The 17,625-nt window shown below is 42.5% G+C and carries 20 protein-coding genes and 1 other RNA gene; 4 read left to right on the top strand and 17 right to left on the bottom strand.

The features are described from left to right. Positions 1–9 precede the first annotated feature (9 nt). The 5 genes from ACPW7N_RS16045 to ACPW7N_RS16025 form a co-directional block, all read right to left on the bottom strand. Positions 10–420, bottom strand: a complete 411-nt coding sequence (locus tag ACPW7N_RS16045; RefSeq protein WP_425652107.1) for a hypothetical protein — start codon at positions 418–420, stop codon at positions 10–12. Positions 421–834: 414 nt separating this feature from the next. Further along, complete coding sequence (locus ACPW7N_RS16040; protein ID WP_425652106.1) at positions 835–1,068, bottom strand: hypothetical protein; 234 nt, start codon at positions 1,066–1,068, stop codon at positions 835–837. A 36-nt stretch (positions 1,069–1,104) separates the two neighbouring features. After that, on the bottom strand, positions 1,105–1,227 hold the full coding sequence (gene mciZ, locus ACPW7N_RS16035; RefSeq protein WP_425652105.1) for a Z-ring formation inhibitor MciZ: 123 nt from the start codon (positions 1,225–1,227) through the stop codon (positions 1,105–1,107). Positions 1,228–1,260: 33 nt separating this feature from the next. Further along, positions 1,261–1,473: a helix-turn-helix domain-containing protein gene (locus ACPW7N_RS16030; RefSeq protein WP_425652104.1), complete on the bottom strand. Its 213-nt coding sequence runs from the start codon at positions 1,471–1,473 to the stop codon at positions 1,261–1,263. 516 nt (positions 1,474–1,989) lie between these two features. Beyond that, positions 1,990–2,223 (bottom strand): helix-turn-helix transcriptional regulator, encoded by a 234-nt coding sequence (locus tag ACPW7N_RS16025; RefSeq protein WP_425652103.1) that lies wholly within the window; start codon positions 2,221–2,223, stop codon positions 1,990–1,992. A gap of 169 nt (positions 2,224–2,392) precedes the next feature. On the opposite strand from ACPW7N_RS16025, the gene ACPW7N_RS16020 reads away from it, so the two are divergent. Next, the gene (locus ACPW7N_RS16020) at positions 2,393–2,770 is read left to right on the top strand and encodes a helix-turn-helix domain-containing protein (RefSeq protein WP_425652102.1); all 378 of its coding nucleotides are present in this window, start codon (positions 2,393–2,395) and stop codon (positions 2,768–2,770) included. Between the two features lie 379 nt (positions 2,771–3,149). Here ACPW7N_RS16020 and ACPW7N_RS16015 read toward each other — a convergent pair whose 3' ends face one another. The 6 genes from ACPW7N_RS16015 to ACPW7N_RS15990 all read right to left on the bottom strand — a co-directional run bounded on the left by ACPW7N_RS16015 (position 3,150) and on the right by ACPW7N_RS15990 (position 7,690). After that, complete coding sequence (locus tag ACPW7N_RS16015; RefSeq protein ID WP_425652101.1) at positions 3,150–3,941, bottom strand: LytR/AlgR family response regulator transcription factor; 792 nt, start codon at positions 3,939–3,941, stop codon at positions 3,150–3,152. Positions 3,942–4,135: 194 nt separating this feature from the next. Then, complete coding sequence (gene ltrA, locus ACPW7N_RS16010; protein ID WP_425652173.1) at positions 4,136–5,401, bottom strand: group II intron reverse transcriptase/maturase; 1,266 nt, start codon at positions 5,399–5,401, stop codon at positions 4,136–4,138. Positions 5,402–5,964: 563 nt separating this feature from the next. Then, positions 5,965–6,345: a LytTR family transcriptional regulator DNA-binding domain-containing protein gene (locus ACPW7N_RS16005; RefSeq protein ID WP_425652100.1), complete on the bottom strand. Its 381-nt coding sequence runs from the start codon at positions 6,343–6,345 to the stop codon at positions 5,965–5,967. 4 nt (positions 6,346–6,349) lie between these two features. Beyond that, positions 6,350–6,496 (bottom strand): hypothetical protein, encoded by a 147-nt coding sequence (locus ACPW7N_RS16000; RefSeq protein ID WP_425652099.1) that lies wholly within the window; start codon positions 6,494–6,496, stop codon positions 6,350–6,352. Positions 6,497–6,503: 7 nt separating this feature from the next. Next, complete coding sequence (locus ACPW7N_RS15995) at positions 6,504–7,022, bottom strand: accessory gene regulator B family protein (RefSeq protein ID WP_482758851.1); 519 nt, start codon at positions 7,020–7,022, stop codon at positions 6,504–6,506. Beyond that, the gene (locus ACPW7N_RS15990; RefSeq protein WP_425652098.1) at positions 7,019–7,690 is read right to left on the bottom strand and encodes a hypothetical protein; all 672 of its coding nucleotides are present in this window, start codon (positions 7,688–7,690) and stop codon (positions 7,019–7,021) included. The genes ACPW7N_RS15995 and ACPW7N_RS15990 overlap by 4 nt, the downstream gene beginning before the upstream one ends. Before the next feature lie 130 nt (positions 7,691–7,820). Between ACPW7N_RS15990 and ACPW7N_RS15985 the strand changes: the two genes are divergently transcribed. Together ACPW7N_RS15985 and ACPW7N_RS15980 are read left to right on the top strand one after the other, a co-directional pair. Continuing rightward, positions 7,821–8,069: a hypothetical protein gene (locus ACPW7N_RS15985; RefSeq protein ID WP_425652097.1), complete on the top strand. Its 249-nt coding sequence runs from the start codon at positions 7,821–7,823 to the stop codon at positions 8,067–8,069. 272 nt (positions 8,070–8,341) lie between these two features. Then, positions 8,342–9,778 (top strand): recombinase family protein, encoded by a 1,437-nt coding sequence (locus ACPW7N_RS15980; RefSeq protein ID WP_425652096.1) that lies wholly within the window; start codon positions 8,342–8,344, stop codon positions 9,776–9,778. Positions 9,779–9,860: 82 nt separating this feature from the next. Here ACPW7N_RS15980 and ssrA read toward each other — a convergent pair. The 4 genes from ssrA to secG form a co-directional block, all read right to left on the bottom strand. Further along, positions 9,861–10,214, bottom strand: a transfer-messenger RNA (tmRNA) gene (gene ssrA / locus ACPW7N_RS15975). 230 nt (positions 10,215–10,444) lie between these two features. Further along, positions 10,445–10,918: an SsrA-binding protein SmpB gene (smpB, locus tag ACPW7N_RS15970; protein ID WP_425652095.1), complete on the bottom strand. Its 474-nt coding sequence runs from the start codon at positions 10,916–10,918 to the stop codon at positions 10,445–10,447. A gap of 80 nt (positions 10,919–10,998) precedes the next feature. Then, on the bottom strand, positions 10,999–13,455 hold the full coding sequence (gene rnr, locus ACPW7N_RS15965) for a ribonuclease R (protein WP_425652094.1): 2,457 nt from the start codon (positions 13,453–13,455) through the stop codon (positions 10,999–11,001). A 221-nt stretch (positions 13,456–13,676) separates the two neighbouring features. Further along, positions 13,677–13,919, bottom strand: a complete 243-nt coding sequence (gene secG / locus ACPW7N_RS15960; protein WP_425652171.1) for a preprotein translocase subunit SecG — start codon at positions 13,917–13,919, stop codon at positions 13,677–13,679. 310 nt (positions 13,920–14,229) lie between these two features. On the opposite strand from secG, the gene ACPW7N_RS15955 reads away from it, so the two are divergent. Next, positions 14,230–14,634, top strand: coding sequence for a cytochrome c (locus tag ACPW7N_RS15955; protein ID WP_425652093.1), 405 nt, complete (start codon positions 14,230–14,232; stop codon positions 14,632–14,634). A 112-nt stretch (positions 14,635–14,746) separates the two neighbouring features. Here the strand turns inward: ACPW7N_RS15955 and eno are convergent, their stop codons facing one another. Both eno and gpmI read right to left on the bottom strand, forming a co-directional pair. Further along, complete coding sequence (gene eno / locus ACPW7N_RS15950; protein ID WP_425652092.1) at positions 14,747–16,033, bottom strand: phosphopyruvate hydratase; 1,287 nt, start codon at positions 16,031–16,033, stop codon at positions 14,747–14,749. 49 nt (positions 16,034–16,082) lie between these two features. After that, positions 16,083–17,624 (bottom strand): 2,3-bisphosphoglycerate-independent phosphoglycerate mutase, encoded by a 1,542-nt coding sequence (gene gpmI, locus ACPW7N_RS15945; protein WP_425652091.1) that lies wholly within the window; start codon positions 17,622–17,624, stop codon positions 16,083–16,085. Between the last annotated feature and the right edge of the window lies 1 nt (position 17,625).

The following is a 17,625-nucleotide window of genomic DNA, read 5'->3' as shown; positions in this document are numbered from 1 at the left end:
TCCTCCTTATCATGAAAGTAGTCCGAAACATATTCGGGTAGCTTCTTTTGCTATTCGTTGATGCTCCTGATCCAGCCGTTGCACATCATAAAGCCTGACAATGATGTGTACCAGTTGTTTTTCGTTCGAAGGCATACCCTTCGTCGCATCCAGTAGCTTCTTCTTGTCTATCAGACCTTTTTCTCTGTCAACAAAAGGTTGCTTGGCGTATTCTTGTAAGTTTGGATGTGCTTCTAAGGCATACATTACCGCACGCCAGGAACGGCTATTCGTCCGTTTCTGCTGCCTCTGATTCTGAAGTGCACGTTTAGCTCTATCATGAGATCGGAAGTAGCCGCTACACTTTTTCCAAGTATGCTCACAAGACTGACGCTCAGCTATGTAAAAGCCTCGTTCAGAAGTCATAAGTTTCCGTTGCATTTTCCCTCTCTCCTTTCTGGTTTGATCCTCTACAAGCTGTACAATCATGTTTGTAAATCTTGCACAGGATCACTCCTGTGTAACATATGTGCATCTCAGCTTCCCAAGGCGCTGAAAACCCGAAGCAGAATATAGTAAAGTTTTCTCGCTACCCACGCTCTTCATAGTAATGGGTTTACTATGAGTCAAGGCGTGCCTATTTGGTCACTGCTTCTTCAACCAGGTTACGGGCACATAACGCAACCATTCGTATATGAAGTTTTCAAGGTTCAAGGGAAGGATTGTTATCCACCCCCCAGACGATACAAAGCATATTTTGTATGTGTCTGGGCGGAGGAAAACTCCGCATTTTAGAACGTATGTTCTGCACAAAGGGCGAATTAGTCCACCAGCCGAGGGTTGATCACCGGCATTTCACCAGTTTGGATGAATGGATTGTAAATGGCTTAGTAACTGTGATTGTCGCTGTTTAAAAATAAGTTCATATTTTTCAGCAACCTTAGTAAGATAATCAGAACGAAACGGATTAGATGTTCGGAGATTTAAAGCTTGAAAGCGGAGCGATTCAATGACTTCAAGAATTTCTATGCCATCAGCACCATCAAACAAATCGACTTTGATTGGAATTTCTTGCATACTCCCTTGCATTAGTCGGCTCCTTTTGTTATGATTTTTTTAGGTGTTTTACGCCGTCCGTTTACGGGCGGTTTTTTCTTTGTATTCTTCTAGGTACTCACGTATTTCACTTACTTTGCCGAAGACGATCACCAACACATTTTGAGATGAATCTGGAAGCAGAACTTTCATAGTTCACCTCCCTTCAGTAACCACTGCCACTTGTTAGTCATTCTGACTACTTAGTAATACATCAGTTTTTACTTGTAGAACTTTAGCAAAATCACCAATCTCCTTCATTGTCACCCCCTTTTTGTTCGTAACAATCAACGAAACAGTTCCTTGTGAATAGCCAATTTGTTCTCCAAATTCCTCTTGCGACATTCCCTTTTTAAAAAGTTCAAGTCTGAGGTTTTTTCCAATTAGAAATTGACTCATTCATTGCCTCCTACCTGTAGTGATTAATATTGGGTAATAAAATAAGCGCCAAAATCCAGTTAAGATTTAACATTAATGGATTATTAAAGGCGCCCATGATATTATTTTCTTAGGTGAATGTAGTATCATAGGCTTTATCAGTAGCTGACTCTTCTGGGGAGATTGAGTCAGCTACAAATGTTTTTATGAGGTACACGGTATCCTGTTCGAATATTCTGTCATCCCTTTTTATCGTTAAGTTTTTTCTACATACTATGCTCGTTTTGCCCCGTTCTTTAGGGCCTTATTTCTTTCAATCTCTCGAAAAGCTTGCTCCAATAATTCACGGCGAAATGCTCTTGTTGAAATTATAATTTTCTCATCCTTCGAACCGCTCTCGATCATTCCGAGTTTTTTTGTAGATTTCACCATGTTCACCCCTTTCAACAGCATCACTAACGATGAGTTTTTCTTTGACTTTTTCTATATTTTTTAAGCCTTTTGTAGTAAAGATGATTTGCTCTGAATCAACTACTATTATGCTGTTTGGCAAGCACTAGTTTTTGATTCGTGAACTTCATTCTCATCAAAAAGTTCTTCAACAGTTTTTTCAACCAACTTGGCTATCATAATTGCAATTTGAAGTGGTGGGGTGTTACGTCCAGTTTCAATCATGCTGTATCCACTTTTTGAACTGTATCCCAACTTTTTCGCCATTACTGCCTGGGTAAACCCTTTGCCTTTCCTGGCATTACGCAGTTTATTGTTCACGAATTTCACCTCCTGTAAATTTCACGTTTCGTGAACTTCTTGATTAAAGTATATGTTCATGAATCATGAATGTCAACACAAAAGTACATTTTTTATGAATTTTTCACTCAGAATTATCTATTTAGTTCATTTTCCATGTACAATTCTGTATGGAGGTGATTATCCGCTTATGTATGGTCAACGGATTCGTCAATTACGCAAAGAACATAAAATGACACAAGAAGCTCTTGCAAAGAGACTTAATAAAGCTAAATCAACAATCTCACAATATGAAAATGAAATTAATGAACCCGATATAGACACTCTTTCTCAAATGGCGCAGATATTTAACGTTTCAATTGATTTTATTTCTGGAAAAAGTTCCAATAGAAGCGATCATGAAACCCAAGATTATGACTATACCAACGACCCTACAGTTACTGGAGAACTCAGAGAACTATTAGATATTCTAAATTCGTTACCACCCGATAAACAGGTAGATATTATTCAACAAGCCTTAACTTATGCCGCAGGTATTAAAGCAAGGAACCGCTCAACTCAGAAATGAGGAACGGTTCCCTTTTATTTTCTCTATAATTTTTTTTGCTTCTGGGTTAATTTCTTTATTTTCTATAACAGTTCTAAGTGCTGCCACCACTTCTTTACTAATATTTTGATTTTCCCTTCGTCTAAAAAACAATTCCTGCACCCCCAAAAAAACCGATCATATGTTTGTGTTCATTATCCAACGTTTTACATTTATCGTCAAACAAAAAAGTGATGTACTTTCTACATCACTAATGGTACCACGGATATTGTCGAAAATAATCTACCATTCAACTACCAATCTCAATCACTTCACAGGGATGTGAAACCTATTTCACCACCCCGTGAAAGGTGTTTCGCTCCCCTGCGAAATGGTATTAGCTTTTCAAAGTGAGACCCTTTCAATTCGAACCTTCCCCAAAAACTAGAGATGCTACCAAGTTAGTTGTCTTCTTTTTCGTCATGTTCATCACAAGTTTCTTACTGCAATTACTGATCGTCACGACATGTCCATCAGTAAGCGTAATTTCATCCTGCCCATTGAATTCCTTAATGTGACTCGTATTTACCAAGTGAAATCGTGACAGTTTTTCAAATCTCGAATTATGTTCGTCCAAGAACTCTTCATAACTTCTTAGACTGGCTCCAGATGGAACCGGCTCATTCTGTTTTATGGTATGGATAAGGCACCCTGGAGATTTTGACTCAATATAAAGAACTTCGGCAGCTAAAAACTGATGTATTATTGTATGTCCATCATATGCAGGGATAAATATTCCTCCACTTTCTTTGAACTCTTTAAAAAAATAATATTGTTGTAGGTTTTCAAACGCCCTTTTAATTCTTTTAAAATCATACAGAAATCGTTTCGAAATTACATCTATTACTCCAACTGTATAGGAGTCAAATGCATCTACGTTCTCTCCGGTGATCAGGATCGCCGGGATATTATAGCCTTCGTCTAAAAGGATTGAGTAAGCTTGAATACCGTTAAGACTATATTCACCTAGGTTAACATCGATAACCAAGCAATTAATGTCCGGATTTTCCTTAACTTTTCTGATCATCTCATCAGCACTTTTAGCTGTTGATACCTGACTCACAAATGGAAAATGCTCAAGTAAGGACACCGCAATTCTCCGATGAATGTCCCAATCGTCTACGACTAAAACAGATAGCTCTTTCTTAAACAAGGTACTCCCCTCCCTCTCTTTTGTAGTTATACTAACACGCAATATATTCCTAGTAATCCATAATTGAGGTATGCTTCATTTCTTGTTTATTTATATCCCATATTATGGTATAATTTCCAACTTAATCGAGTAGGAGGGGGTGACTAACCCCCGTCCTCTCACACCACCGTACGTACCGTCCGGTATACGGCGGTTCACCAAGCTTGACGAATTTCCAAATATCTTTGTACTAAACTCTTAAGTCCTTGTCCTTGCCAATAGGCAATGCCAAGGGCTTTGTGTATATGGGGAGTTTTCGTGGTACGCCATGCACCCTTTCGAGTATTTGCAATCTCAATAGCGTTTGCATGTTTTACTCCAAGAGAACGGAGTTCCCTATACCGAGTTCTTATTCGTTTCCACTGTGTCCACAGGCAAAGGCGCAATCTTCTTCTCACCCATTCCTCGATTCTCTGCAAAATTTTCTTTGCATCCGCTAGTGCGAAATATCCAATCCACCCCATTAGATATTGGTTAAGCTTTCTAATGCGTTCTTCCATAGATACACTCCAGAGAGGATTCGTTATCGTACGAATTTTATCCTTAAGCTTCAAAATGGATTTCGGATGAATACGAATACGGCTTTGTTTTAGATGGGTGAAACTAAACCCAAGAAACTTGCGTTTCCATGGTCGATCGACTGCACTCTTTTGCTCATTTACTTTGAGCTTTAGCACTCTCTCCAAGAACTGCTTTATACTAGCTTTGACTCTTTCTCCTGCTCGTTTTGTCTTTACGTAGACATTATTATCATCTGCATATCTGCAAAAGCGATGACCTCTTCTCTCCAGTTCTCTGTCCAAATCATCCAATAGAATGTTTGCTAATAATGGACTAAGCGGACCACCTTGCGGTGTTCCTTCATCTGCTGAAAGGCAGATACCATTTACCATTATTCCTGCTTGTAGGTAAGCACGTATTAGTTTCAACAAGTTCTTATCTTTTACTTTTCGAGCCACACGACTCATCAAGACATCATGATTTACTCTATCGAAGAATTTCTCCAAATCCATATCAACGACAACTCGATATCCTTCTGAGATAAAAGATTGCGCCTGCCTAATGGCATCATGTGCCCCCCGATTTGGACGAAAGCCAAAGCTGGATTCTGAGAAGTGAGGGTCAAAAATTGGAGTGAGGACTTGGAGAATGGCTTGCTGGATTAAGCGGTCTATCACAGTAGGAATGCCTAACAACCTTACTCCTCCGTCAGGTTTCGGGATTTCGACTCTGCGGACAGGGGAAGGTTTATAAGTTCCTGCGATAATCTTGTCTTTAATGGCTACCCAGTGTTGGCGGACATAATCGCGTAGTTGTTCAGTTGAAACACCGTCAATTCCCGCTGATCCTTTGTTTTTCTCCACTCTTGCGAGTGCTGCCATTAGATTTTCCCGTGATAGGACTTTTTCCAACAATTCCATACGATATCCTTTCTTCCGCACATATCCTTCTAGTCTTGCCGTACAATGCTCAGCCCTCTCTTGTACCCTCTGGGCTTCACCCTTACTATCCAAAAGTAGTTCCTAACGGAATTCTGCTTCATAGCATTGTAGCGAAAGTGATTAGCGAATATGCTGACTTGATGTTCGGCCCTTCCCTGTTCGAGCGTCCTCTATTTAGGTACTATGGCTTCTGCTGACTTCTGTGTGTTCAGCATCCCTTTATGGGATGGTTGCCAACTATTGAAGGCATATCACACAGATCTCCCCAGGTAAGAACGATAACTTTCATCCCACGTACCTGCCCAAGTATACTGCTGTGTCCCTTGGCTGAATTGGGCTTTGTTTTGTAATGCAAACTCGCCCGAACACAACAGCCTCAAATTGGGTTCGTGTACCTCAGGTCGGGACTTTGCCTCCGACTTCCTTCAGATTCGACCTCACGGTCGACACCCTTGTCTTAAGCTAACGGTTGGTACAGCCAACCCCCGTTCAGGACTTTCACCTTAGAGTTATCGCCCATGCTGGGCGCACATCAAAAAAGACTATCCGGAATGGATAGTCTTACCTGGAAGATCCTTAACTAAATGGTATCGTGGTCTGGATACCGTAGTAAATGACCCGTCTTCAAAATATGCTCGAATCCAAAAAATACTTTTTTCGATGTATTTGATGTGTTTCACGTTAACAACATTGACTGTATCAAGTGCTATGAAACCATAAATACCCCATTCTTCTCTGATCTGTTCGAGTGTACTAATGGGATGAAATTTACCAAATCGGGTGTGGAAAACCAATGATCGATTAGAGGTATTTGGTGCTTTAAACGACGTGACAAAGAAAATATCGTCTAAATCAAACTCATGATAATCAGATAACCCTTCTTGTCGATCAAAACGAATACCGGTAATCTTAATTGACGCCATATCATCACTTGTTTTTCAGTTCTTCTGGTAGATTCGGTACACCTACGAACCACTTTAGGGTACTAATCTTCTCAGCATTGTCAATCACCAAAAGAGCTAAACTAAAAAATGGGGTTACAAGAGCGGACCAATTGAAGATTTTTTTGTACATGTCTGTTTCACCTCCTATGAAAGTTAATAAGAAATAGAGCTTGAGCTAAAAATGATAGACTAATTATTGTTGATCCAATAAAGAAGAAATTGGTTGCAACCAGTATAAGAGAAATCATTTTGTATTTGTGCCTCGCATGGTCAGGAATAGCATTAACTTCGCAATGCGAAGGAGCGAACAATGCTACCAATACAAGCGTAATAAAATTAATAGGTGTCAAAAGGCTTTCGGGAGTTGGAATATGAGGGATTGACGAGATTAGAAATGTCGAGATAATTAAGCAGGCCGTTAATTTCTTCGCATGGGAACCACCTGAAAATCGTCTAAGCAGCACGAATGCGACCAGGGCCAAAAGTGTCTCTGAAAATGTACCCGTCACAAGCCCTACCAAACAGGAAATGAAAATGATGGAGATATTATTTATAAAAATGGATAACTTGTAGGCCATATCATACACTGAATCTGTGCGAGTTGAGTGCAGCTCCTTAACCCTTTTTGCAATTGAAATTGAGATGGTCTCTATCATAATCTACTGTAATCCTTTTTATGAGATAGATAGAACAGTAATAAAGCTGCTAAGACTATAACTACCCCAACAACCGCAAGCAAAGATAAATAGTGCAGCAAGAAATACAAAGAGATAGCTAGTACAATAACACCAATAGATACACTATATACAAGATAAGTATTTACTTGCTGCAAACTTACATTTCGGTCAACATCGTGAGGTGGACTCATAATAAAAGAAAAGCCAAGATTAAATCGATACAAGACTAAACTAATACTAAAGCTTGTAATTTGGCTAAACATTTGAATTAAATAGGTCCCGATTTTATCAATAGCCTGGGTATCATCAATACTTATCATATTGACACTTAATAGCACTGATATCATAGCCAGTTGAATTACAATCAGTGATATTCCCCCCAAAGTTGAAAGAAATATCGAATAGAAAAGCCTTATTTTTATCCAGTATCGAAAAAACAAAACAAATATAACAAATTGCACAACCATATCGATTTCTGGGATGTTAAATTGGACTCTTAGAAGATAAGATATAAAAGTTAAACAAATACCAATAATAGAGAATTCTTTAAAGTAATCCCAAAACGGAAACCGAAACAATTTGAAGATTAGCGCTAAAATAGCTATTACGTCTAAAAACCCGAAAGTGATGTATAAAATAGTATCCATCCCATCGTATCCCTTCTCTCAGATTACCCATATCTTTACAATAGCATTACACTATTTAAAAAGGAAAGGTACTGAAAAGGATAATGATGGTATTATAGATATTAAAATAATAAATAATCGGAGGCATCTTATGGCGTATAGGGCCGTAAGTTGCCGGATTCCTGATCTCGCACATAATGTCGGTTTGGAGTTGCAAGGGGTGGCTGAACAAGCCGAAATTAATGTTACCTTGCTATCAGATTACATCTCGCTTCGTAAGCTACCTGGTTGGAACAACGCCAAATCACTTGCAAAAGTATTAAAGTGTACTATTGACGACCTTTACGAGGAAGAATTTTATGTGAAGAAGAAGAAGGAACCCGACAACTTAAAGGAGTAGATTCTTGTCTACTCTCGGCCTCTACTTCGCCAATTGGTGAAGTGAACGTTAGAGGTATTATATCACAATTGTTTTCAGGATCGACCATAGAATTAATATGAATAAAAACAGGGAGTGCTTGGTTGCACTCCCACTTACATTTGGATTTAAACTCCTGCTCTTCAAAATTAATTGTATTTCATGTTTACTTCCTTCCTTTTTGTTACAATGACACTAGTTTGAAGAAGCTCTACAAGGTTATAGTGTAGCTAGAAAGGGGTACGGTGACTATCATGCTTAATAAAACAAAAGCTGCAATTTATACGAGAGTTAGCACCGAGAGACAGGCAGAAGAAGGATACTCCCTCGAAGCCCAACATGATATTTTAATGGACGTACTGGAACGTAAGGGTTTGGATCTGTATCGTGTATATTCTGATCCAGGAGTTTCAGGCGGATCGTTCAAACGCCCTGGAGTGCAGCAGATGATAACTGACTTAAAGGCAGGAAGGTTTGAGGCGGTTCTAATCCACAAGCTTGACCGACTTAGTAGAAACTTGGGGGATCTTTACACTTTTATCGATTTGATAAATAAACTCAATGTCCGCTTGATCATTGCTGCCCAAGGTTCCGAAGAGATCGATACTCGCTCTCCCATGGGAAAAGCTTTTCTATTCTTTAGTGGTATATGGGCTCAAATATATCTGGAAAATTTACGTGAGGAAACGCTTAAGGGACTTACCAAAAGAGCTCAGTCAGGTGAGCGGCACATGTCACGCCCAGCTCTTGGATACTCTTTTGACAACGATGAGAAGAAAAATCTAATCTTAAACGAGGACGAAGCAAAGCTTATTCGGGAAGTCTACAAGCAGTATATAGACGGAAAGGGGCTTAATTCGATTGCTCAGTACATGAACTCATTCTCTAGGGGAAAAGAAGGCGGCATCTGGGATAGTAAGTATATCCGAATTATACTTACAAACTACACCTATCTCGGCAAAAACCACTTTAAACCTAAACACTGGGGAGAAGAAAAACGAATCATTACTGAAGGGGATCACCCCCCTATTATCACTGAGAAGGAATTTAATACTGTCCAAGAGATAATGAAAAGGCGTAGAGATGGATACATGTCTACACATAGCTACGAATATGCTTATAGTGGAATAATTCGTTGCGGAAAATGTGGTACAACCTACGTGGGATATGGATCAGTCCACAGAGGTAAAATGTATAGATCATATAGGTGCCGGAACAACTATACACATAAAATTTGTGACGCAACATCAATAAGTGAAAACAAACTTACAGCACTAATTTTTGAAAAACTCCAACTTCAAAGTGACGGAATTCAGGAAAAGAAGAGTCAAAAATTAGTAAGTAAAAAAAGCTTACAGAAAGAGATAGACATAAGCAATCGTAGAAAAAAGAACTGGATGATGGCCCTTGGAGATGGAAAACTTTCTGCGAATGATTATTCAATGTTAGTTGAGGAAGAAGAGGAAAGAATAAATCGTCTATTTTTAGAATACCAAGAGGAAAGTTTTGATGGTCAACTATCCTCAGAAGAACTTTTACAAATGATGTTAAACTTAAAGCAGAATTGGGAATACCTTGAACCCGAGACACAAAAAAGTATTGTTCAATCTATGTTCAAGGAAATCACAATAGAAAAAATTCCAACCGATCATAAGGATAAATGGGTAATTAAGAAGTGCAAAACCGTTTAACAAGAAAAAACCACATGAAGAACTGAAATACTCAGTTCTTTCATGTGGTTTTTTCCAAATACGCCATAAAAATTCAGTACTTTTATGGAGGCGGGGGGATTCGAACCCCCGTCCGAAAACAGCGACACATAAGCATCTCCGAGCGCAGTCACTCATTTGGATTTCGGTAGAGGATTCGCGGAGTGACGCGCTGACCCGCTACCTAGCCTGATTCATCTTCTTCCATTGGCTCCAGGCGGAAGCCTCCGGCGTATCCCACTAAAGGTGAGTGCTAGTCACGCCACATGGGCGATGGAGTGGTAGCACCTAGCTGATATTAGGCAGCTAGAGAAAGTTGTTTGTTGCCAGTTAATGGCGTCCGCGTTGATAACGAGGTCCGCAGCCCCCCGGCTCGCTTCTCATGCTCTACCATCCCCGTCGAATCCAGAACGCCCCCAGGTTAGAAGGTAAGCACTTTTGAAAAGATACATCTAGGTGGAAAAGAACAGTGTCTTAACCACCTAGATTTAATCCATCATCCGCTGATGACCTAAGTTTAAGTGAAAGTTGTTAACAGATTCCTATCGTACCACTCGACTGCATCTGTCGTGGTGGTAAATACAATATAGCACATCGTCCATGCACCATCAATGTGTGATTATCGCCAATTTCGGCAACTTGAACCAACTACATCTTTTGACGGTCACGTAGCGCACGCTCTACTTCCCGATTGGCGTCTTTCTTCTTGAGGTCTTCCCGCTTGTCGTAGTTTTTCTTACCACGTGCAAGACCCAGCTCGACTTTAGCCCAGCCGCCTTTGAGATACACGCTTAGCGGGACAAGGGAGTAGCCTTTTTCTCTTGTGAGTCCGACCAATTTTCGAATTTGGTCCCGGCGCATCAGGAGCTTTCTCGTGCGCTCAGGCTCATGGTTAAATCGGTTCCCTTGCTCATAAGGACTGATGTGTACTTTATGCAACATGACCTCGCCATGCTCAATGCGGGCAAAACTGTCCTTCAATTGTATCCGTCCGGCACGAATGGCTTTGATCTCAGTCCCCGTCAGAGCGATCCCCGTTTCGAATACATCTTCAATGAAATAGTCGTGCCTTGCTTTTTTGTTTTGAGCCAGGGTTTTGGTTCCCGCTTTTTCCTTTGACATATTGATCACCTCGCCGACCCGAATGGTAAGAGATAGTTTACCAAAAATCTACCATGGTCGCAAGAATAAGGCAAGGTATGCTACCTTTTTTTCCGCTTGGCGGCTTTTGCTACCGGTTGCTTCCGTTTCTTTTTGGAATTCACCAGGTCTTCCCAGAAGCCTTTTGGTTTCGCTGCTTTTCCATCAGCGATATCCCCATCATCTCTCAGGGAAGCCAGATCAAAGCCTTGCGAATTGGAGGCCGAAGCATAGCCTCTCTCTTTGTCTTTGGTCCGTTTGCGCCTTGCAGCCGCCGCAGCAGCCGGCCCGACATCCTTGCTTTTTCTGCGCTCGGTACGACCGCCCCGTGTCGCGTTTCGATCTCCGCCACGTCCGTTAATCACCTTTGGTCTGCGGTCAGGCCGTGAAGCGCTCTTTTTCATGCCGACAATTTCAAAGTCAATAGTCCGCTCATCCACATTTACACTGGCTACTTTAACCTGTACGACATCACCAATACGGAATTGCTTGCCTGTCCGCTCTCCTACCAACGCATACGCCTTCTCATGGTAATGGTAGTAGTCGTCGGTCAGGAAGCTCACGTGGACAAGCCCCTCAATGGTATTAGGCAGCTCGACAAAAATTCCAAACGAGGTAACACTCGAAATCACGCCTTCAAACTCTTCACCGATATGCTCAGCCATGTACTCGGTTTTCTTGAGGTCATCTGTCTCTCGCTCGGCATCGACGGCGAGACGTTCCCGTTGAGAGGTATAGTCTGCGATGAGCGGCATATTTTCTGCCCAATACACTTCCCGTTCCCCTTGCATCTCTCCCTTTTCAATCCATTCCCGGATCATGCGGTGAACGATCAAGTCAGGGTAACGACGAATTGGTGAGGTGAAGTGCGTGTAGAAGTCTGTTGCCAACCCGAAGTGCCCAAGGCTCTCGGCTGAGTACTTCGCCTGCTTCATGGAGCGTAACAGAACGGTGCTGATAATAATCTCTTCTGGAGTTCCTTTGGCTTCCTCCAGCAGCTTCTGAAGAGCCCGTGGATGGACGGAGTTTCCTTTTCCACGAACGGCATATCCGAAAGTGGTGACGAACTCCATAAAGGTTTGCAGTTTTTCCTGGTCGGGATCTTCATGTATGCGGTAGATGAACGGCTTCTTCATCCAATGAAAGTGCTCTGCTACGGTTTCGTTCGCAGCCAACATGAACTCTTCAATAATCTGTTCGGCAATGGAACGGGTGCGGAAACCAATTTCGGTTGGCACTCCCTCTTCATTTACATAAATTTTGGCTTCACGGAAATCAAAGTCGATGGCTCCACGGCGCATCCGCTTGCTGCGAAGCTTGCGGCACAATTCCTCCATGCTTTGGAACATCGGAACAAGCTCACGATACTTCTCGATCAATTCCTCGTCCTTGTCCTCCAGAATGCTGCGGACATCGGCATAGGTCATACGCTCGTTGGTGCGGATCACACTTAGGTAAATGTCATAGCCTACTGTATTTGCTTCGTGGTCAATTTCCATGTCACAAGAAATCGTTAACCGATCTACCTTGGGATTCAAACTGCAAATTCCATTGGACAGACGGTGGGGAATCATCGGGATGACTCGATCGACCAGGTAGACACTGGTCCCACGCTTGTAAGCTTCATTGTCGAGCGGCGATTTTTCCTTGACATAGTAGCTGACATCAGCGATATGAACCCCGAGTCGATAGTTGCCATTCGGCAGTTTTTCCAGAGAAACGGCGTCATCCAAATCTTTGGCGTCAGCACCGTCAATCGTTACCATCATCCGATCTCGCAGGTCTCTGCGTCCTCTGATTTCCTCTTCACTGATCTCGGCTGGCGCAGCTTCTGCTTCCTCCAGGACATCTTGCGGGAATGCTTCGGGCAATCCGAATTTACGAATGATAGAAAGGATATCGACACCCGGATCATTTTTATGCCCGAGAATCTCGATGACTTCCCCTTCTGGATTGGCACGTCCTTCTGGATAGCGAACAATTTTCACAACGACCTTGTGACCGTCAACAGCCCCATTGTACGCTGTTTTTGGGATGAAAATATCTTTGCCTATCCTTCTGTCATCGGTTATGACAAAAGCGTAATGCGTCTCATCCTGGAACGTTCCCACCACTTCGGTAATGCTGCGTTCCACAATCCGAATGATTCGTCCCTCACGGCGTGTGCCGCTTGTCTCTTTTTCAACACGGGCAAACACGATGTCTCCGTGCATTGCACCATTCATGTCGTTAGCATGAACATAAACATCTGATTCTCCCTGTTGTTCAGGAATGACAAAACCAAATCCTTTGGCATGGCTTTGCAATCTTCCACGTACCAGATTCATTTTTTCTGGCACACCATATCGGTTTGCTCGTGTTCGAATGATTTCTCCACGGTCTTCCAATATATTTAACGTTTTTACCAGTTCTTTGAATTCATTCGAGTTTTTTAGTCCAAAAGCTTCTTCCATCTCATTTACTGTCATGGGGTGGTAAGCTTGCTCTCGCATAAACGAAAGAATATCTTGTTCTTTCATAGGCAGGCTCCTTTTTAGTTGGTAAGAAATTATAAGTTGGGGCCCCGCCCGACGCGAGCGATAGCTTGTGTCGGGTGGGTTTTCTTACGTCGTTTATTTCGTAGTATTTGCGCATTGTTCCACAATCAACCCTTACAAAGCAAAAACTTTGTATTATGTATGCCCTACAAATATGAAAAAGACAGCAAGTATGACACTCGCTGCCTTCTTAGATTCCATAGTTATCCGGCAATTTTCAGGAAGTAACCCAAAAGAATCGCACAAACCATAAACAGAACTGCAAAAGCCGTGGTTAATTTACCAAGAACGGCATCAATCCCGCGTGCTTTTTGCTTACCGATTAACTGCTCTGCACCACCGGAGATCGTTCCGGATAGACCCGCACTTTTTCCAGATTGCAAAAGAACAACAAGAATTAGACCAATACTAGAAATCGCGAGTAAAATTTTCGCAATGGTAACCATCATGATCGTATTCACCTCAGACAAGTGTAATCATATTTGAATATCATACCAATTTTTTAGAGAAGATATATAGAGTGACTCGGAAAATGGACATCTATCTAACTGTACCACAGAACGATACAATCAGCAAGAATTTTACTTCGTCTCCATTCCTTTGCAATTCTCATACCTATGCTGTTACCAAAAACACAGCTTTTATGGAGAAAATGTGTATTTTGTTTGTCTTTAATAGGCTTGCCTTGCAAGAGACTTAATTTTGCCTTAAAATTGCTTTTGTATCGTCTATTTTTTTATAGGAGGTCTTTATTGCATGGCTGGTTCCAACTTCAAGAAAGATATGAATCAAAATGACGTAGTCGATTCCGCTAAGGCCTTTTTTACTTCTTTTGGTATTTTATTCCTTGTGTTCGTAGTGGCTCTCGTAGCTTCCATCCTTTTCCCACCGAATCATGGTGAACAAGCAAAAGACGGCGCTGCAGCTCCATCTGCACCTGTAGAAGTAAATGCGGAACAAACCTTTAAAGCTACCTGTGCGGCTTGCCATGGTCAAAACCTCGAAGGTGTAGCAGCACCTAAGCTTGCTGACATTGGAAGCAGATTAAGCGCTGAAGAGATCGAAGGAATTATCACCAATGGTAAAGGCGGCATGCCTCCTGGTCTTCTCAAAGGTGACGAAATGAAAGCAGTAGCTAAATGGTTGTCTGAGAAGAAATAGTCTATAGCTACATACGTTGTTTACTCAATCAGACCCTTTCAAAGGGTCTTTTTGTTTTTCATAAAGAAAAGCATGCTGTAACCGACTACAGCATGCTTTACCTATCCACTGCCTACTTCTTCAAGTTGTAGAACGCTTTGAAGCCACCAAAGCGAGAAGTATCACCAAGCTCGTCTTCGATACGGAGAAGCTGGTTGTACTTCGCTACACGGTCTGTACGGGAAGGAGCACCTGTTTTGATTTGGCCCGCATTTGTCGCTACGGCGATATCCGCTATCGTGGAATCCTCAGTTTCACCAGAACGGTGGGAGATAACTGCTGTATAGCCAGCACGTTTTGCCATCTCGATTGCATCAAATGTTTCCGTAAGAGAACCGATTTGGTTTACTTTTACGAGAATGGAGTTACCTGTTGAAGATTCAATACCACGTGCCAAACGCTCTGTATTCGTTACGAACAAGTCGTCACCAACCAACTGCACCTTTGTGCCGATGCGATCTGTGAGTGCTTTCCAACCATCCCAGTCGTCTTCTGACAAGCCGTCTTCGATGGAGATAATTGGGTATTTGCTTACGAGGTCTTCGTAGAAGCTGATCATCTCTTCTGTTGTTTTCGTTACTCCTTCGCCTTCGAACTCATACTTGCCGTCTTTGTACATTTCAGTAGCAGCTACGTCGAGCGCAAGGAATACATCTTTACCTGCTTCATATCCTGCAGCTTTGATTGCTTCGAGGATAGTAGTGATCGCTTCTTCGTTGGATTTCAGGTTAGGAGCAAATCCGCCTTCATCACCTACTGCAGTATTTAAGCCTTTTGCAGTAAGAACTTTTTTCAGGGAGTGGAAGATTTCCGTACCGATACGAAGTGCTTCTGCAAAAGATTCAGCGCCAACCGGCATAACCATGAATTCCTGGATGTCTACCGTGTTATCTGCGTGTTTACCACCGTTTAAGATGTTCATCATCGGTACTGGAAGTGTCTTCGCATTGAATCCACCCAGATAGTTGTAAAGGGAGATGCCGAGTGAGTCTGCTGCCGCACGTGCTACTGCCATGGATACACCAAGGATTGCGTTCGCACCGAGTTTGCTCTTGTTCGGCGTGCCGTCCAAATCGATCATGGTCATATCGACACCTACTTGATCGAAAGCGTCCATGCCAATGATTTCTGGAGCGATGATATCATTCACGTTCTCTACAGCTTTGAGTACACCTTTGCCAAGGTAACGGCCTTTGTCACCGTCACGAAGCTCAACTGCTTCATAAGCACCTGTAGAAGCACCTGATGGAACTGCTGCACGGCCCATTGAACCGTCTTCGAGATATACTTCCACTTCTACCGTAGGATTGCCGCGAGAATCCAGAATCTCACGTGCATAAACATCAGTAATCATTGCCATTTTTTACCCAACCCCTTCATTTATATATAGAGAAAATTGATAGCGAAACCTACTTCGAAAGAAGCGAACGACCAGTCATCTCAACAGGTTGTTTTACCTCGAGAAGCTCTAACAACGTTGGTGACAAATCTGCGAGAATCCCATCCTCACGCAACGCAACACCATGTTTGGTTACGATGACAGGAACTGGGTACGTGCTGTGCGAAGTAATCGGACGTCCTTCTGGATCAAGCATCAGATCAGCATTGCCGTGGTCTGCGGTAATAACGGCTACCCCGTCTTTCGCCAGAATGGCATCGACTACCTTGCCCAGACACTCATCGACGGTTTCCACCGCTTTGATCGTTGGTTCCATCATACCAGAATGTCCCACCATATCACAGTTCGCAAAGTTGAGGATGATCGCATCGAAATTCTCAGCCTCAATCTCGCCAACAACTGCTTCGGTTACCTCATACGCACTCATTTCCGGCTTCAAATCGTATGTAGCTACTTTCGGAGATTGGATCAAAATGCGTTTTTCTCCCGGGAATTCCTGCTCACGTCCCCCACTGAAAAAGAACGTGACATGCGGATACTTCTCCGTCTCGGCAATCCGCAATTGCTTGAGATTGTTTTGAGCCAGAATTTCACCCAATGTATTATCCAGATTGGTCGGTTTATAGGCTACATAACCATCAACGGTTTCGGAAAAGTGAGTGAAGCATACAAAATACAGATGTTGCGGTCTGCCTTCTCCCCGATCAAATCCACGGAAGTCTTCGTTTGTAAACGCCTGAGACATCTGGATGGCTCGGTCAGGACGGAAGTTGAAGAAGATAATCGCATCTTCGTTCATCACTTTTCCAACTGGTTCTCCTTGCTCATCGACAATTACGGTCGGCATGACAAACTCATCCATAATCGACTTCTCATAGGATTCTTTGACCGCTTTTACTGGGTCGGTATAGTGAGGGGCATCGCCATACACCATGGCACGATACGCCTTCTCTACCCGTTCCCAGCGCTTGTCCCTGTCCATTGCGTAGTAGCGTCCTTGTACAGTAGCGAGTTTCCCTACTCCAAGTTCGCTCATTTTTGCTTGCAACTCTTCGATATAGCCAACTGCACTGTCCGGTGCAACATCACGGCCATCCAGGAAGGCGTGAATATAGACATCATGGAAATCTTCCTGTTGAGCCAATTCCAAGATGGCAAACAGATGAGAAATGTGACTATGCACGCCACCATCTGAGAGCAAACCGAACAAGTGAAGTTTCGTTCCTTTTTGTTTGCAATGCGCAATCGCTCCGAGAAGTGTCTCATTCGTAAAGAACTCACCTTCTCGAATTTCTTTGGTGATACGGGTCAAATCCTGATAAACAACACGTCCCGCACCGATATTCAAATGACCTACTTCAGAATTACCCATCTGTCCTTCAGGCAAGCCAACAGAAAGCCCGCTTGCTTGCAAAGTGGCGTGTGGGTAAGAAGTCCAAAAGCGATCATAGTTTGGTTTGTTCGCTTGAGCTACAGCATTGCCGTATTCTTCGGAACGCAATCCAAATCCATCCAAAATAATCAAAGCAACAGGTTTCGGACGATTCGCCATC

The organism is Brevibacillus nigriterrae (assembly GCF_049846925.1).
In the GTDB taxonomy this organism is placed as follows: domain Bacteria; phylum Bacillota; class Bacilli; order Brevibacillales; family Brevibacillaceae; genus Brevibacillus_H.
The sequence above is the reverse complement of the archived record's forward strand: the minus strand, read 5'-3'. Positions and strand labels throughout refer to the sequence as shown.

Bases quoted from the DNA above. Each gene is read 5' to 3' on its own strand.
- ACPW7N_RS16045 (WP_425652107.1), bottom strand. From the start codon at position 420: ATGCAACGGAAACTTATGACTTCTGAACGAGGCTTTTACATAGCTGAG.
- ACPW7N_RS16040 (WP_425652106.1), bottom strand. From the start codon at position 1,068: ATGCAAGGGAGTATGCAAGAAATTCCAATCAAAGTCGATTTGTTTGAT.
- mciZ (WP_425652105.1), bottom strand. From the start codon at position 1,227: ATGAAAGTTCTGCTTCCAGATTCATCTCAAAATGTGTTGGTGATCGTC.
- ACPW7N_RS16030 (WP_425652104.1), bottom strand. From the start codon at position 1,473: ATGAGTCAATTTCTAATTGGAAAAAACCTCAGACTTGAACTTTTTAAA.
- ACPW7N_RS16020 (WP_425652102.1), top strand. From the start codon at position 2,393: ATGTATGGTCAACGGATTCGTCAATTACGCAAAGAACATAAAATGACA.
- ltrA (WP_425652173.1), bottom strand. From the start codon at position 5,401: ATGGAATTGTTGGAAAAAGTCCTATCACGGGAAAATCTAATGGCAGCA.
- ACPW7N_RS16005 (WP_425652100.1), bottom strand. From the start codon at position 6,345: ATGGCGTCAATTAAGATTACCGGTATTCGTTTTGATCGACAAGAAGGG.
- ACPW7N_RS16000 (WP_425652099.1), bottom strand. From the start codon at position 6,496: ATGTACAAAAAAATCTTCAATTGGTCCGCTCTTGTAACCCCATTTTTT.
- ACPW7N_RS15995 (WP_482758851.1), bottom strand. From the start codon at position 7,022: ATGATAGAGACCATCTCAATTTCAATTGCAAAAAGGGTTAAGGAGCTG.
- ACPW7N_RS15990 (WP_425652098.1), bottom strand. From the start codon at position 7,690: ATGGATACTATTTTATACATCACTTTCGGGTTTTTAGACGTAATAGCT.
- ACPW7N_RS15985 (WP_425652097.1), top strand. From the start codon at position 7,821: ATGGCGTATAGGGCCGTAAGTTGCCGGATTCCTGATCTCGCACATAAT.
- ACPW7N_RS15980 (WP_425652096.1), top strand. From the start codon at position 8,342: ATGCTTAATAAAACAAAAGCTGCAATTTATACGAGAGTTAGCACCGAG.
- smpB (WP_425652095.1), bottom strand. From the start codon at position 10,918: ATGTCAAAGGAAAAAGCGGGAACCAAAACCCTGGCTCAAAACAAAAAA.
- rnr (WP_425652094.1), bottom strand. From the start codon at position 13,455: ATGAAAGAACAAGATATTCTTTCGTTTATGCGAGAGCAAGCTTACCAC.
- secG (WP_425652171.1), bottom strand. From the start codon at position 13,919: ATGGTTACCATTGCGAAAATTTTACTCGCGATTTCTAGTATTGGTCTA.
- ACPW7N_RS15955 (WP_425652093.1), top strand. From the start codon at position 14,230: ATGGCTGGTTCCAACTTCAAGAAAGATATGAATCAAAATGACGTAGTC.
- eno (WP_425652092.1), bottom strand. From the start codon at position 16,033: ATGGCAATGATTACTGATGTTTATGCACGTGAGATTCTGGATTCTCGC.
- gpmI (WP_425652091.1), bottom strand. From the start codon at position 17,624: ATGGCGAATCGTCCGAAACCTGTTGCTTTGATTATTTTGGATGGATTT.